Source organism: Alteribacter lacisalsi, from assembly GCF_003226345.1.
Classification (GTDB): Bacteria; Bacillota; Bacilli; order Bacillales; family Salisediminibacteriaceae; genus Alteribacter; species Alteribacter lacisalsi.
The window spans coordinates 607,803-622,331 of the sequence record NZ_PDOF01000002.1 but is presented as its reverse complement, the minus strand read 5'-3'; the positions used below and the strand labels follow the sequence as shown (position 1 = coordinate 622,331).

Here is a 14,529-nt window from a genome sequence, read left to right as displayed (position 1 = left end):
GTCCTTAGCTTTCTTTTATTGTCCTTAACCTCCACTCCCCTCGCCGTAACCACTAAAAAGCCCGCCTGCTCCCTTTGGATCAGACGGACTTTAGCTGCTATTCGCTTTCTTCCGGTGTCCCGAACGACTGAAAGACCGTTCCGCTCTGTTCCGGATAGACTTCCTCTCCGGCAATTTCATTAATAATTTTCATGTTCCGGTATACCGCAAGACCGAGGTTCGTGGCGCCGGCACCGTGGGAATGCTCGATGTTTGTGATCGTAAAGAAATTGTTCGGGCGGTCATCCTTAAACACGAGGCGGTAATCCCTTGTCACTTTAAACCGCTTGTCGTCCTCCCATTCCATTACGTCCGAAAATTTCTCCAGCCAGCCGGGGATGTTTGGCTTGTAACCGGTGGCCAGCACGATTTTATCGGCCATAATCCGGTACTCTTTTTCCTCCATCCACTGCCGGCAAGTCACAGTGTAATGGCCGTTATCGTTCACGTCGATGCTTTCCACATCGCTTGACGCTCGGACCGTTACCGGAGCCCGGTCCTCTCCGATCGATTTGTGGTACAAAAGATCGTAAATTTCGTGGAGGGTCTTTTCCTCGACACCGTTTCGAATATGGTAAAGGTTCGGCAGCTCCTCTTCTCTTTTCTCAAACGGGAGATCGTGAAAGTAATCGACGTAGTCAGGCGAAAAAATTTCCTGACCGACTTTTCCCGATTCGAGCTGAAAAAAGCCGGGAGACCTGGTGATCCAGTGAAGGCGGTAATCGAAACTGTGCTGCCGCTGAAGGAGATCAAGGAACACTTCCGCAGCACTCTGGCCGGACCCAACCACAAGGATATTTTCAGCCTTATCAAATGTATCCCGATGACACAGGTACTGGCTCGTGTGCACCACATCCTCGACCGGAAACTGATCAAAACCGTCCGGCACGAGCGGCACACTCCCCGTCCCCATGACAACGTGTCTGGTAAAGTAGCGCTCTATGACCTTCGCTTCACGGTCTTCCACGACCACCTCATAGAGCTGTTCTCCCTCTTTCTTATAATCCTTCACGTCAGTCACCCGTTTACCAAAATGGCACGAACCGAGCTGCCCCGCCACCCACTGGGCATAATGGTTATACTCGGTCCGCGGAATATCAAACCGGTTGAAGAAGAAAAATTTATGAAGGCGGTTCTGTTTGTGGAGATAATTGACGAATGTATACGGGCTCATCGGATCGGCGAAGGTAACCAGGTCGGCAAGAAACGGCACCTGCAGATCTGCCCCTTCAATCAGCATGCCGGGATGCCAGTTAAATTCGGCTGTTTCATCAAAAAATGCAGCTTTCACGTGATCCACCGGGTCAAGAAGTGCGGCCATTCCAAGATTAAACGGCCCGATGCCAATGCCGATCACGTCGTACGGATCAGTTGCTGTCATGAACGTCCCCTCTTTCTCTCTTACTTTATTTTCTTGTTTTACCCTATTTTTCGGCAAAATAAGCACACGCGCTCAGTTGACGGTATCGGGCGGACGTTTTAAACTGGTTTAAATCGATACCGCTTCCATTTTGAAAGGGGAACCACATGACAACCAAACAGCAGATAGAGTCAGCACAGGGCAAGAGGCCCGCTGACCTCGTCATAAAGAACGGAAAAATTGCAGATGTGTACAATCGTACAATCATTACAGGGGAGGATCTTGCCGTCACTGACGGAATGATTACAGGGATTGGTCAATATGAAGGCAGGGAAACAATCGATGCCGGAGGAAAGTTTATCGTACCGGGTCTGATTGACGCCCATGTCCACATCGAATCCTCCATGATGACACCGGAAAACTTCAGCCGGACCATCGTACCCCGCGGCGTGACCACGGCGGTGACCGATCCGCATGAAATCGGAAACGTACTTGGGGAAAAAGGCGTCGCCTATATGATCGAAGCCGGCAAAAACGCGGCGGCTGATCTTTTTACGATGCTTCCTTCCTCTGTCCCGAGCACGCCTTTTGAGACGTCCGGCGCAGAACTGAGTGCTATGGACCTGGCTCCCTTTACAGGAGATGCGAACGTTCTCGGACTTGCCGAGGTCATGGATTACCCTGCCGTGGCTGGCGCAGACGAGGATATGCTTAAGAAAATCCAGGTCGCAAAAGAGGCCGGCAAAACAGTGGACGGTCATGCATCAGGGCTGCCAAATGAAGCGTTAAACGTTTACCGCACCGCCGGAATTGAAACGGATCACGAATGTACGACTGCAGCAGAGGCAGCAGATCGGATCCGCCGGGGGTTTTACGTCATGCTAAGAGAGGGGTCTGTAGCCAAGGACGTTCTTGCCCTCCTCCCGGCAGTAACCGAGGCAAACAGTCACCGGTTCATGTTCTGTACTGACGACAAGCACCCGGATGATCTTCTCGCAGAAGGGTCGATCGATCATAACATCAGGCTGGCTGTAGATTTTGGCATCCCGCCGCTCACCGCGATTTCAATGGCCACGCTAAACCCGGCGGTCTGTTACGGCCTCAAAACGAAAGGTGCCGTGGCACCGGGCTGCGAAGCTACTTTTCTGTTCGTGGAGGATCTTGACAACTTCCATGCGGAAACCGTTTTTGTTAAAGGAAAGCTTTCAGCCCAAAATGGTCAAATGATTGCCGATGATCCTGTCAGCAATGAGCTGCCCCCCGGCCTGACTGATTCGGTAAAAATCGGAGCCGTTCTTCCAGAGGACTTCAAAGTGGAGGTCGGCACAGACAGAAGAGCGAACATCATCGGGGTGCAAGCCAATTCCCTTCTGACTGATCACCTGACTGAAAAAGTAAACACCAATGACAAAGGCCAGTTTATTCCCGATACCGAAAAAGACCTTCTCACCCTCGCTGTGATTGAGCGACACGGCAGAACAGGTGGGAAAGGTGTGGGCATTGTAAAGGGCCTCGGACTTAAACGAGGTGCCATCGCCACAACTATCGCTCACGATTCACACAACATCATTGCCGCCGGCACGAACGAAGATGATCTGGCAAAAGCCGCTCAGATGCTCGCTGTAAACGAAGGCGGGCTAGTGATTGTCTGCGACGGCGAGGAAATCGCGTCCCTGGCCCTGCCGGTTGCGGGTCTTATGAGTACAGCCGGCGCTTCTGAAATTGCTGCTGACCTGGATCTGCTTCACGAGGCATTTAAAACAATCGGCAGCGAAGGCGGATTCAACCCGTTTCTCACACTTTCTTTCCTGGCCCTGCCTGTGATCCCTTCCCTGAAAATGACCGATAAGGGGCTGTTCAGCACGAAACGGATGACACACATCCCTGTCGCTTTTGAACGGGAGTAACAGCAGGCAGGAACCGGGTTTATAAAGGCCCCATTTGGGAATGGTTCAAAAGATTAAGCAAACTTGAAGACTTCCTGAAGAGGTGACGACCGATGACAAAACAGAATAACAAACAAAAAGCGCCTGAACGCTTCGCCGTCTGGTTTCGCAGTGATTTCCGCCTGAAAGACCAGGCCGCCCTTTATCATGCGATCGAAACGGTGAAGCATAAGGATGGAGAATGGTTTGCTTTTTTTCACCTTGATCCTGCTTTTACAGACGAGATTGACACGCATCACGATTACTTTTTCCAGACACTTAACCACTTCAGGGACTCGTGCTCGGGAAAAGGCATTCATCTTCACATTGTTTACGGGGAACTTACTGACACTCTGGAGCGGATTCGTGATCACGTAAGCGGATGGAGCACTGTTTACTTTAACCGGGATGATGCTGGCAGAAACAGCGTCCGTGATCAGAAAGCCCGTGAGTGGTTTGACGAGCACAGCATCGAGTACTTCGATTACGAAGACGCCCACATCCACGCTCCTGAGGAGATCAAAAAGCAGGACGGCAGTCATTATAAGGTGTTCACCCCCTACTCCAAAGCGTGGGGAAAAAAACATAAACCGGACATGTATAACATCGACGAAGATGCATTGGCCGAGTACCAGGCTGATCTTCAGCCAATCCATAAGCAAAGCGAAACGTTCTTTGAGGAAGATCTCCTTGACCGCTGCAGCATGAATTGGCAGGCACTCGGCGCATGCCATGCAAAAGACAGGCTCGAGACGTTCATGGACGAGCGTCTCGCCTACTATAAAGATGAACGTGATATTCCGGAACGGGCAGGCACCAGCCGCCTTTCTCCTTACTTAAAAACAGGCGTCCTGTCTCCAAGACAGGTGTTTCACAGTGCCGCTGCCCGTCGGGAAGATGCGGGATCTGGCGCGGAAACGTATATAAACGAACTGGCCTGGCGCGATTTTTACTACATGATTCATTATTTTTACCCTGACTCGAAACAAAAGGAAATAACCGATAAATATCAGAGCCTTGACTGGAACGACAGTGATGAGCGCTTTCAGATGTGGATAGAGGGGCGGACCGGCTATCCGATCGTGGACGCCGGCATGCGCCAGCTGAACGAGACCGGCTGGATGCATAACCGGCTGCGCATGATCACCGCCTCTTTTTTGACAAAGGATTTTCACATCGCCTGGCGAAAAGGAGAAGAGTACTTCCAGAAAAAACTGATCGACTACGACCAATCTTCGAACATTGGGGGATGGCAGTGGGCGGCATCAGTCGGAACAGACGCTGTACCGTACTTCCGCGTCTTTAACCCCACTACTCAAGGAAAACGGTTCGATCCTGACGGTACCTTTATCCGTAAGTACGTACCGGAATTAAAGAATGTACCTGCCAAATACATTCACGAACCGAGTAAAATGCCCGAGGGCACCCAGGAAGAATCCGGCTGTATCATCGGCCGCAATTACCCAGAGCCTGCAGTCGATCACAGTACGCAGCGTAAAAAAGCCATTGCCATGTTTAAGGGGGACGACTAAATGGAATTCCGCAAACTGAGAAAAGAGGAAATTGACCGAAGTATTGAAATGTCCGAGTTCGCCTTTCAGTATGAACTGACAGACGAAGAACGGGAGGAACGGCGGAAATGGGTCGTGCCTGAAGAAACCTTGGTAGCCGCCGAAAATGGTGAGCTCTTTTCAAAAGTAACAACAATGCCGTTTCATGTTTATATTGACGGGCGAGCCTATTCAATGGGCGGCGTTTCCGGTGTCGCTACCTGGCCCGAAAAACGACGTGCCGGTCTTGTCCGGACGATGCTTGCCATGTCGCTTGAGGAAATGAAACGCAACGGCCAGCTCGTATCCTTTCTTCATCCGTTTTCTGTTCCGTTCTACCGCAAGTTCGGCTGGGAGATGTTTGCCTGGAAACGTACAGTAACCATTCCCCGAGAAAAACTGCCGCGCCGCAAAACAGCCTCAGGGCATGTACAAAGACAAAAGAATGAGCCGGCCGCGTTTGCTTCTGTTTACGATGAGTGGGCCAGCCGATACAACGCAACCATGAAACGTACTAATGACTGGTGGGAGCGCTCCATCTTCAAACGGAAAAAAGGTCATGGAGCCGTGTACATCAACGGTGAAGGAGAAAAACGGGGCTACATTATTTACAGCGTGAAAGAGGAAACGATGAAGGTAAAGGAGCTCATTTATCTGGATGCGGACGCCCGCAAAGGTTTATGGAACTTTATTAGTAATCACGACTCCATGATTGACGAGGTGGAACTCACGCTGCCGGGGGACGACAGTACAGTGCTGATGCTGGACGATCCAGATGTGGAACAAACCATTACCCCGTATTTTATGGCGCGGATTGTGGACGTGAAGCGATTTCTCGAAATGTACTTTAGTGATAAATCCTTATCTGCTCCACTGTTTCTGCACATTGAAGACAGCTTCTGCAGCTGGAATAACGGTACATATATCATCCGAGATAATAAAGAAGGCTTTGGATCGATCATCGACTACTACGGTGGAGCGGAATCGGGGGCCGCATGTGCCCACCCGCCTAAACGGGGAGTCAGTATGGATATCCAGACGCTGAGTGCCGCCATGCTGAATGCCCATCCGGCAGACCTCCTATACGAAGAAGAACGTATCACGGGGTCAGGAGACGATTTTCAGTCATTTAAGTCTGCTTTACCCAAAAGACCGGCATGCTTTTACGATTTCTTTTAAGTGCCTTAAACGTTTAAAAGCCCTGAAGGCTGTCCTTCAGGGCTTTTGTTGTCCACTCATTTTGGAAAGATTTTTGTATTTATTCGCTGCAGGCGGTCGCTTTCCGCGGGCATCGGGGCGGGCTACTCCCAGATCTTACGCATCGCCTTGATCGAACCTTCGCTCTGACTGTAGCGGAGCGGAATGTCAAACTTATTCGTCTGCTTGAGTACGCTTTTACTATGGGAAAACGTTTCAAAGCTGGATTTTCCGTGATAGGCCCCCATACCGCTTTCCCCGACGCCGCCGAACGGGAGATGAGGTGTGGTAATGTGCATCAGCACATCATTCAGGCATCCGCCCCCGAAAGAAAGATTTTCAAAAATCAGCGACTCGGTTTCTTTCTTACTCGTAAACAGATAAAGCGCGAGCGGATTCGGTCGATTCCGAACGTAATCGATCACTTCATAGTCGTGCTCAAAACTGATCATCGGCAGAACCGGTCCGAAAATTTCTTCACCCATGACGGGATCATCAAAGGTAACCTTGTCCATAATCGTCGGCTCAATAAACCGGTCCTCCCGGTTGTGAGCGCCGCCGTAAACAATCTTGTCCGGGTCCATAAGCGCCGTGATCCGGTCATGGTGCTTTTCGTTGACAATACGAGGATAGTCCTTGTTTTCCTCTGCTGCTATACCTTGAAACTTTTTAATATATTTAACCAGGTACTTGTAAAGCTTCCGTTTTGCTTTTTCCTGTACAAGAATGTAGTCAGGCGCTACGCACGTCTGACCGGCATTGACAAATTTACCCCAGACGATCCGCTTGGCCGCCAGCTTCACATCCGCATCGGTCATTACAATTGCCGGGCTTTTTCCACCCAGTTCAAGTGTTACAGGTGTGAGGTGCTTACTCGCTGCCTCCATCACCTTTTTCCCGACCTCCACACTTCCTGTGAAGAAAATGTAATCAAAATTCTGATCGAGAAGTTCCTTTGCCACAGAGGCGTCCCCTTCTCTGACAGCAACGTATTCTTCTTCAAACGTGGATTCCACCAGTTCGCGGACAACGGCACTCATATGAGGGGTCATTTCCGACGGTTTCAAAATGGCGGTGTTCCCCGCTGCCATCGCGCCGATCAGTGGTGCCATCACAAGATGAAACGGGTAGTTCCACGGCCCGATAATAAGCGTTACCCCGTACGGTTCTTTATAGATATAGCTGGTCGATCCAACGTGAGTAAGAGGTGTTTTCTCTTTCTTCGCCTTTGCCCAGACATCAATATTTTTAATCATATCCTTGATTTCACTGTACAGAAAACCGATTTCTGTGAGGAAGGCTTCCCGTTTTGATTTGCCAAGGTCACGGTAGGCAGCATCCATGATCTGGTCTTCGCGCTCCTTGATCGCATCTTTCAGTCTGGTCAGCTGTTCAACACGGTAAGCGATCTTTTTTGTTTCCCCGCTGTAAAAAAAACGGCGCTGTCTGCTCACTAAAGCCTGATACTGGCTGTCCATAAGCACTCTCCTTTAAGTCGTAATCTATTTTCTTCTGCGTTTCCGATCGTTTGATTTTTTCATTTTCACACCGGCTGTGGCCGGCTGCCTGCGGATCCATTTCAAAAATTTACGGATTTTATTATCTTCCCGGAGGCGTTCAATTGTTCCGAGGCGAAGGGCAATCTCCTGGTTGGAGTACAGGTTGTGAATCTGTCGGTGACAGGGGGAACAGAGCAATGCGGTTTCAAGAAAAGTACCGCCCTCTTCCTTTGGAATCAAATGATGCTCCGTAAGTCTTACCCCTTCACGAAGACATAACTCACATATGCCGCGACCGCTCTTCATCACTGTGCCCTCCGTTCCTCAGATGCTTATCCCTATCTTATGTCAAAACACCGGAATCCTACAACATTTATACCCTGTCCGGCGCTCTGCTACTCAAGAGGATCCTTATCTGTTCCATATTTTAAAACATCGTACAAGGCTTTTCCGTCACTCGGGTATCCTTTACCGAATTCAATCGGAATGAGAGCAAAAAAGATGAAGTAAAGCGAGAAATAAGCGAACTGGTAAAAGACCATATGAGGTTCAATGACACCTGCATGGATCAGGGAGTTGACGATCACAATAGTGAGTAAATTAAAAAGAGGCCCTCCTAAATAGACGAGAGCATGGGTCAAACGGTTACTTACCTTTAATTCTTTTATCTGGCAGAAGGAATCAACAAAATATACTCTTCGCAGTTCGAATCCTCCGAGTTTAAATAACAGCTTTCCCCTTCCGATCGTTAAGCTTATTTTACCTCCGAAAAGCCGGGTTACTGCATAATGTCCCAATTCATGAATAAATGAAACAAGCGGCAGTACGATGAAAAAAGCCCAGATTGCAGAAGGGATATCAGACCATCCAAACATTGCTGATACCACCTTTCTTTTTTGTGCCACAATGTACTTACGGCTATTTCCCTGCAGAAGGCGGGGTAAACTGTCATTCTCAGATTTCCGCAAAATCCCATAAAAGAAACTTCCCCGTAAAGAGGAAGTTTTATAAGTGCATATTATTGAACTGTTCCTTTAAAGAAATACTCAATCGCCTGTTTCAGATTCTGATAGATTTTAATTCGGGAAAAATCAATCTCCAGCTTGGCAAATTCCTCTGCAATTTCATAACGGACACCTGTGAGAATAACCTCCACTCCAAGAATCCGCAGAACTTCAATAAGCCTGATCAGGATCTCGCCCAGTTCCTCGTCCAGAGAGCTGATAGCCGATAGATTGACTGCCAGTTTGGAGAACCGCTCCTCCCTGCAGATCTGTGCTGTTTTCTCAACGATCACCCATTTCTGCTCATCTCTGAGGATCGGCGGCAGGGGCAGAACACCGACTTCATTGGATAATGGGACTACGTTTACTGTCATATCAAGGATCATCCGTTTCATATCCTCTTCCTGCTTCCGCTGACTCGTGAGATCTGTAAATAAAGATATGATGCAGGGGGAGCCGTTATCGTCCTTGAAACGTGTCGAATGACTATCAAGATAAAGTGTATTTCCGTTCTGTGTCAGTGTCACTTTCCGGCTTAAATCATCCTGCCCGGCGTTGATCATCTGAGTATAGAGACGGTTTTTCATGGGGAGGTCGTTGAAAATTGTATGAAGATGATTGCCAATGACGTCCTCTTCTGTGAGTCCAAACAAGGCTGTGTAAGCAGGATTAATTGCTTTTACAAACATATCCTCTCCTGCAATAATTGCAGGCTGCTGCATCTGCATAAACGCTTCTTTATACATTGAGTCCCTCCCGAAATACCTGTGTGTTTTCATTGTATAGGAAATCAGATACCAATTAAAGGTTAAAGAGATAACATTCGTCAAATGTTCTCCAATTGACCTTTAATCAGGGGCGTTGTATACTGAGCATTGAAATTAGACTACCGATCGTTCGTTCATTTTTATTCAGGAGGCATTACCTATGAGAGATACGAATAAAAAAATCCGAATCACTGCCCTGCGTCTTTTCGCTGAGGAAGGCTATGAGGGTGCCTCCCTTTCAAAGATCGCAAGCAGTATCGGCATTCGAAAGTCCTCTCTTTACAACCATTATTCCAGTAAAGAAGAGTTATTTCTTACCTTGGTGGACGAAGTGTACAACCGCTACGCTTCGGAACTCGAATCCATCGTGACCGCCTCGTCCGGATCTGCTGGAGAGAAACTTTATAACACATTTCTTGCGACTACGGACTTTATTACCCGCGAGGGAACCGGGCAATTTTATATGCATTTTCTCCTGTTCCCACCGGCTGATCTTAAGGAGCCTGTAAGGTCCCGTTTTCTTGCCTTTGAGGAAGAAACAAACCGGCTGCTGATACCAGTGTTTAACGAAGGGATGGCAAATAGGGAAGTTGCAAAGACGGATCCCCATCATCTGCTTCACGCATTTTACTGTATGATCGACGGCATGTCGGCACAGATGTTTTACTACCCGAAAAAAGATGCCTCAGTTAAGAGAAAACACGCCTGGGACGTGTTCTGGCGGGGCATCAGACAACAGGACTTTGATTGAGGTGAACAACTTTGTTTGAACTTATCTGGCAATATACGATGATTTTTATTATGGCTGCGCTCCCGTGGCTTGAAATTCTTGTGGTAATTCCAATCGGAATCGGAATCGGTCTCAATCCGTTTGGGGTCGGGCTCGTTTCGTTTATAGGAAACTTTCTCCCGGTCGTTCTTATCGTTTACTTGATGAAATGGTTCCAGTCCACCGCCTGGTATAAGAGATGGAAGATAAAGAGGCAAAAGAAAAAGGCGGAGAAAGAAGCTGCAGCCGTTACGGAAAAGGAGCAGCGGAAACTCGCGAAGAAGAAGCGGCGCAACGAGCGTGCCGGGCGCATTTTTGGTAAATACGGCCTGCCAGGCCTTGCGCTCCTTGGTCCCGCTGTTACAGGCATTCACCTGGCTGCGGTCATTGCTTTATCCCTCAAGGCAGGCAAATTGTCTACCACCGTCTGGATGGGTGTGAGCCTGTTCGCCTGGACCGTGCTGCTTACTGTAGTCTCGTATTACGGCTTTGACTTTATCTTATAAAATTGCAATCGCGATTTGTGACGGGTCGGGATGCCTCCCGGGCCAGCATTGACCTCGGGGAGCATTTTTCTCTTTTCAAAAGGAGATTTCCGTGGAGATATTGTTACATTACGCTGCAGGCGGACGCTTTCCGCGGGCATCGCTTCAGCCTCCTCGGCAAAACCGGCCTGCGGGGTCTTCACTCGACGCGGTTCCCGCAGGAGTCGCCGCCTTACGCTCCCAATAATCTAATTGAAAACAGACCACCTATGAGAATACAGCATTCAGTGGTTACGTGCGTGGAGCTTCACGCCGGCAGTGAGAATCCTGCAGCAATGGAGGCCAGGCGAGACCCCACAGGCGCAGCCGAGGAGGCTTGCCGGCATCGCTGCGGAAAGCGAATGGACGGCTTGAAGCGGAGCTTCTGTTGAGTCATTTTCAGTGTAGCCTTTACATGTTTCTATCATTATCCTCCCGGTGTTACTGATTCCTGCCCCGGGCATCCACCGGCCACTCGTCCACCACTTCTTCGCCGTCCAGCACAAGATAGCGGTCGTATAGATTCACGGCTGTACAGGCGTGATTGGGTATGATTCTTATTTTCTGCCCAAGTTTCAGCCTTCCCTGCATACCTGTCTGATCGAGCACGCCGTGCTCTTCAGAAAGCCTGGTCAGCTCCTTTCCCCTAAGAATCTCCGGTTCTGCAATTGTGCCAAAACCTTTAATGCTCTCGTTTCCATGGGCGCCTTTTTCCAGTGTGAGAGATTTGCTGCCTGCATCAAAAATCACCCTGTCTTTTTTAACAGCGGCAACAGTGGCAGAGACTGTAACGGCGCACTCATTCAGTGAGCATACGCCAAGGCCCGCTTGTACACCGTCAAAAAAGACACCGTTACCGGGACGGACCTCGGTAATGCCTTCAAAGGCACCAGATATTTCATACGTCGGTGTGGAGCCGACGCTCCTGTGGGGAATGGCGATCCCTCTTTTTTCACACGCCGACGCTGACACAAGAACAGCCTGGGCTTCCTCCCTTGCAATTTCCTCACGCGCGGTCTGATCAGGGGCCCCGTAAGCATGACCCGCATGCGTGTAAAGACCAGTTACATGGAGGGCGTCGTATGCCTGCAGTTTTTCCACTAGATCGGCTGTCTCTTCTCCCGGTTCCGTTCCGCACCGGTTCAGTCCCGCGTTTACTTTAACCCACACTTCTATCGTCAGACCGTTCTTCGCTGCCGCTTCCTGCAGCAGGGGCGCCTGACCGGCTTCATCAATAGAAGCGATAACTCTTGCCTTTTTGTTCAGTTTCGCCAGGCGGCGGCATTTTTCACTGTCAGCAAGAGGAAAGGCCAGAAGCAGATCAGTAAAACCTCCTTCAACAAAAACCTCTGCTTCTGAAATCGTTGCGGCAGTCAAGCCCGATGCCCCGGCAGCTTTTTGGGCCTCTGCCACTCTCAGGCTTTTATGTGTCTTAATATGAGGCCGCAGCTGAACTCCGTTTTCTTCTGCCGAACAGTACATCCGGCTGATATTGCGCTTCATTTTTTTTATATCCAGAAGCAGGGACGGTGTTGGGTATTCTCTCCATGTTTTCATATGTAACCCTCCTGAGTTAAAAAATACATAGGCGTAACCTTAAGGTTTATGCTAAAATAAATCGTTCATATAATTGTCAGGAAAAACGTCTTTTCAGCCCCCCTTTAAGGCGCAGAAGACAACGCATGTGTATCTAATAATTCTATTACACAACAGGAGGCATGTTTCATGCAAACTCTCACATACAGCCAGCCGCCTCTCGACTCGGCAAATCAGGATGTAACCGTCCTTATGAGTGATGAAAAAATCGGTACGCTATCTTTGTATTTCCCTTCAAAAGTTCACGAGCTTATGAACCAGGTTGTCCCTAATCAGTGGGCTCATCTGAAACTGGAAACCCCTGACGGTCACAGCCTCATGATCGTTCAGAATTCAGGCTTTATTCCCGGCCGCGAGCGCACATGGAGCGTGCTGGACGGCAGCCGGGTTGCCGGGACGATCAAAGAAGAACTTTCCCACCAGAATCAGGTTCACACCCTCTCCTATTCAGACGGGGAGCTGACCGTGATGATAAAAAAGGGGCACATCCGAGGCACCTCAAAAAAAGGATCGTTTGAAATAGCCGGTTCCGAAAGTGACGCAACAATTGCCAACGGTGAAACAGATTATATCCGCAACGGTATTACAACAGCTCATCAGGTCACTGTACGCGGCGAAAATGAAGCACCGTTGATTGTTGCCGCACTCAATTATCTGCTCCGGCTCACTGACCGGGGATAGGAATTGTGCTTTCGAATGAACCCCCCCTCCGCTCAGGATTGCGGAGGGGGGGTTGTTTAAAGTTGTTTCAGCTGCACGGGATGGAGTCATTTTCCCGCAGCCATTGGTTCATCGCTTCAATATCCTTTGCAAACACACGGTCCTCTGTAATAGACGGCACAACAGTTCTCCCGGCTTCATAAAAGGTACGGGTACTGGCAGCCATCTGCTCAATGCCGCGGTGTTCGGCAGCCTGCATGGCGCATATAGCCTCAATTGCCAGTACCTTGCCTGCATTTGCAATTATCATCGCCGCATGCCGGGCCCCGGTCGTGCCCATGCTCACATGGTCCTCCTGATTGGCAGATGACGGAATGGAGTCGACACTTGCCGGATGGGCGAGTGTCTTGTTTTCAGACACGAGGGAGGCAGCCACATACTGGAGAATCATCGCACCTGACTCAAGCCCTGGCCGCGGGCTTAAAAATGCCGGCAGATCATTCAGCTGCGGGTTGACGAGACGTTCGATTCGTCTTTCCGAAATGTTTGCTATTTCTGCCACGGCAATTTTCATAAAATCCATTGCCAGTGCCACTGGCTGCCCGTGGAAGTTGCCGCCGCTCAGCACTTTTTCCCCGTCGTCAAATAAGAGCGGGTTGTCTGTAGCGGCATTCATTTCCGTTTCGAGCTGTTTTTTCACATACGACAGTGCTTCACGGCTTGCCCCGTGAACCTGAGGTATACAGCGGAGGGAGTAGGCATCCTGCACGCGCAGTTCCCCCTGCCGGGTGACGAGTCTGCTTCCGTCAAGATGTCCCCGGATGATGCGGGCCGTCTCCGTCTGCTTCGCATGGCCCCTCGCTTCGTGAATGTCCTCGTCAAAGGCGTCAATAATACCGCGGAGCCCTTCCATCGTTACGGAAGCAATCATATCCGCATGGCTGAACAGGCGCTCCGCCTCTACGCAGGCGAGTGCACCCACTGAGGTCATCGCCTGCGTCCCGTTAATGAGCGCAAGCCCTTCTTTCGCTTCCAGTGTAAGCGGTTCGATCTCTTTTACCAGGAGAGCGTCAGCAGCCGGCATCGTGACTCCGTTCATCACCACGTCCCCTTCACCGAGAAGTCCCAGGGCAAGGTGAGCAAGAGGTGCCAGATCCCCGCTCGCTCCCAGGGACCCCTGCGACGGAACAACCGGATGGATTCCTTCGTTTAAAAACGTAAGGATCTTTTCAACTACCTCGCTTCTTACACCGGAAAAACCTTTGAGCATCGTATTGACCCGAAGCAGGAGCATGCCCCGGCTTACCTGTTCATCAAAAGGCTCTCCAATCCCGCAGGCATGGGACAGAATCAGATTTCTCTGGAGAGTAAGAACGTCTTCTCTGGCAATTTTCACATCACTGAACTTTCCAAATCCCGTATTAATCCCGTAAACGGTCTGCCCGTTATTCACAATTTTCTCTACTGCTTTTCGTGTCTTTTTTACCCGGTCCATTGCCTCCTCGGAAGCGGTTACCTTCTCGCCGCCATTGACAACCCGGTCAAACGCCTCAAGCGTCAAATTGTTTCCTGTCAGTATCATGATCTCTCACTGCCTTTCCTGTAGCGCTATGGTAAAGCATGAAAAAAGAGGCACAGG

Annotated in this window: 13 protein-coding genes; 6 read left to right on the top strand and 7 right to left on the bottom strand. The window is 49.8% G+C overall.

The features are described from left to right. Positions 1-97 precede the first annotated feature (97 nt). The gene (locus CR205_RS14485; protein WP_110520816.1) at positions 98-1,420 is read right to left on the bottom strand and encodes a lysine N(6)-hydroxylase/L-ornithine N(5)-oxygenase family protein; all 1,323 of its coding nucleotides are present in this window, start codon (positions 1,418-1,420) and stop codon (positions 98-100) included. A 146-nt stretch (positions 1,421-1,566) separates the two neighbouring features. Between CR205_RS14485 and ade the strand changes: the two genes are divergently transcribed. From ade to CR205_RS14470, 3 genes are all read left to right on the top strand, one after another. After that, the gene (gene ade / locus CR205_RS14480; RefSeq protein ID WP_110520815.1) at positions 1,567-3,306 is read left to right on the top strand and encodes an adenine deaminase; all 1,740 of its coding nucleotides are present in this window, start codon (positions 1,567-1,569) and stop codon (positions 3,304-3,306) included. Between the two features lie 92 nt (positions 3,307-3,398). Then, positions 3,399-4,856 (top strand): cryptochrome/photolyase family protein, encoded by a 1,458-nt coding sequence (locus CR205_RS14475; protein WP_110520814.1) that lies wholly within the window; start codon positions 3,399-3,401, stop codon positions 4,854-4,856. After that, positions 4,857-6,053, top strand: coding sequence for a GNAT family N-acetyltransferase (locus tag CR205_RS14470; RefSeq protein ID WP_110520813.1), 1,197 nt, complete (start codon positions 4,857-4,859; stop codon positions 6,051-6,053). A 122-nt stretch (positions 6,054-6,175) separates the two neighbouring features. Here CR205_RS14470 and CR205_RS14465 read toward each other — a convergent pair whose 3' ends face one another. The 4 genes from CR205_RS14465 to CR205_RS14450 form a co-directional block, all read right to left on the bottom strand. After that, positions 6,176-7,549, bottom strand: a complete 1,374-nt coding sequence (locus tag CR205_RS14465) for an aldehyde dehydrogenase (RefSeq protein WP_110520812.1) — start codon at positions 7,547-7,549, stop codon at positions 6,176-6,178. A 24-nt stretch (positions 7,550-7,573) separates the two neighbouring features. Continuing rightward, a complete protein-coding gene (locus CR205_RS14460; RefSeq protein WP_407923574.1) occupies positions 7,574-7,879 on the bottom strand; it encodes an HNH endonuclease in 306 nt (101 codons plus the stop codon). Positions 7,880-7,965: 86 nt separating this feature from the next. Beyond that, positions 7,966-8,445, bottom strand: a complete 480-nt coding sequence (locus CR205_RS14455; protein ID WP_110520810.1) for a site-2 protease family protein — start codon at positions 8,443-8,445, stop codon at positions 7,966-7,968. Positions 8,446-8,588: 143 nt separating this feature from the next. After that, on the bottom strand, positions 8,589-9,320 hold the full coding sequence (locus CR205_RS14450; protein WP_161524791.1) for a PAS domain S-box protein: 732 nt from the start codon (positions 9,318-9,320) through the stop codon (positions 8,589-8,591). 181 nt (positions 9,321-9,501) lie between these two features. On the opposite strand from CR205_RS14450, the gene CR205_RS14445 reads away from it, so the two are divergent. Together CR205_RS14445 and CR205_RS14440 are read left to right on the top strand one after the other, a co-directional pair. After that, positions 9,502-10,092, top strand: coding sequence for a TetR/AcrR family transcriptional regulator (locus CR205_RS14445; protein ID WP_110520808.1), 591 nt, complete (start codon positions 9,502-9,504; stop codon positions 10,090-10,092). 11 nt (positions 10,093-10,103) lie between these two features. Beyond that, positions 10,104-10,616, top strand: a complete 513-nt coding sequence (locus CR205_RS14440) for a small multi-drug export protein (protein ID WP_236634848.1) — start codon at positions 10,104-10,106, stop codon at positions 10,614-10,616. Between the two features lie 459 nt (positions 10,617-11,075). Here CR205_RS14440 and CR205_RS14435 read toward each other — a convergent pair whose 3' ends face one another. Next, positions 11,076-12,191, bottom strand: a complete 1,116-nt coding sequence (locus CR205_RS14435; protein WP_110520807.1) for an alanine racemase — start codon at positions 12,189-12,191, stop codon at positions 11,076-11,078. A 168-nt stretch (positions 12,192-12,359) separates the two neighbouring features. Here CR205_RS14435 and CR205_RS14430 point away from each other — a divergent pair, with 168 nt between their 5' ends. Next, positions 12,360-12,911: a hypothetical protein gene (locus CR205_RS14430; protein WP_110520806.1), complete on the top strand. Its 552-nt coding sequence runs from the start codon at positions 12,360-12,362 to the stop codon at positions 12,909-12,911. A gap of 67 nt (positions 12,912-12,978) precedes the next feature. On the opposite strand, the gene hutH is transcribed toward CR205_RS14430, so the two are convergent. Continuing rightward, positions 12,979-14,475 carry a histidine ammonia-lyase gene (gene hutH, locus CR205_RS14425; protein ID WP_201745397.1) on the bottom strand — a complete coding sequence of 499 codons (1,497 nt, stop codon included), beginning with the start codon at positions 14,473-14,475 and terminating at the stop codon, positions 12,979-12,981. Between the last annotated feature and the right edge of the window lie 54 nt (positions 14,476-14,529).

Coding starts and splice junctions, on each gene's coding strand:
- CR205_RS14455 (WP_110520810.1), bottom strand. CDS start 8,445: ATGTTTGGATGGTCTGATATCCCTTCTGCAATCTGGGCTTTTTTCATC.
- CR205_RS14475 (WP_110520814.1), top strand. CDS start 3,399: ATGACAAAACAGAATAACAAACAAAAAGCGCCTGAACGCTTCGCCGTC.
- CR205_RS14435 (WP_110520807.1), bottom strand. CDS start 12,191: ATGAAAACATGGAGAGAATACCCAACACCGTCCCTGCTTCTGGATATA.
- CR205_RS14470 (WP_110520813.1), top strand. CDS start 4,857: ATGGAATTCCGCAAACTGAGAAAAGAGGAAATTGACCGAAGTATTGAA.
- ade (WP_110520815.1), top strand. CDS start 1,567: ATGACAACCAAACAGCAGATAGAGTCAGCACAGGGCAAGAGGCCCGCT.
- CR205_RS14450 (WP_161524791.1), bottom strand. CDS start 9,320: ATGTATAAAGAAGCGTTTATGCAGATGCAGCAGCCTGCAATTATTGCA.
- CR205_RS14465 (WP_110520812.1), bottom strand. CDS start 7,549: ATGGACAGCCAGTATCAGGCTTTAGTGAGCAGACAGCGCCGTTTTTTT.
- CR205_RS14445 (WP_110520808.1), top strand. CDS start 9,502: ATGAGAGATACGAATAAAAAAATCCGAATCACTGCCCTGCGTCTTTTC.
- CR205_RS14430 (WP_110520806.1), top strand. CDS start 12,360: ATGCAAACTCTCACATACAGCCAGCCGCCTCTCGACTCGGCAAATCAG.
- CR205_RS14485 (WP_110520816.1), bottom strand. CDS start 1,420: ATGACAGCAACTGATCCGTACGACGTGATCGGCATTGGCATCGGGCCG.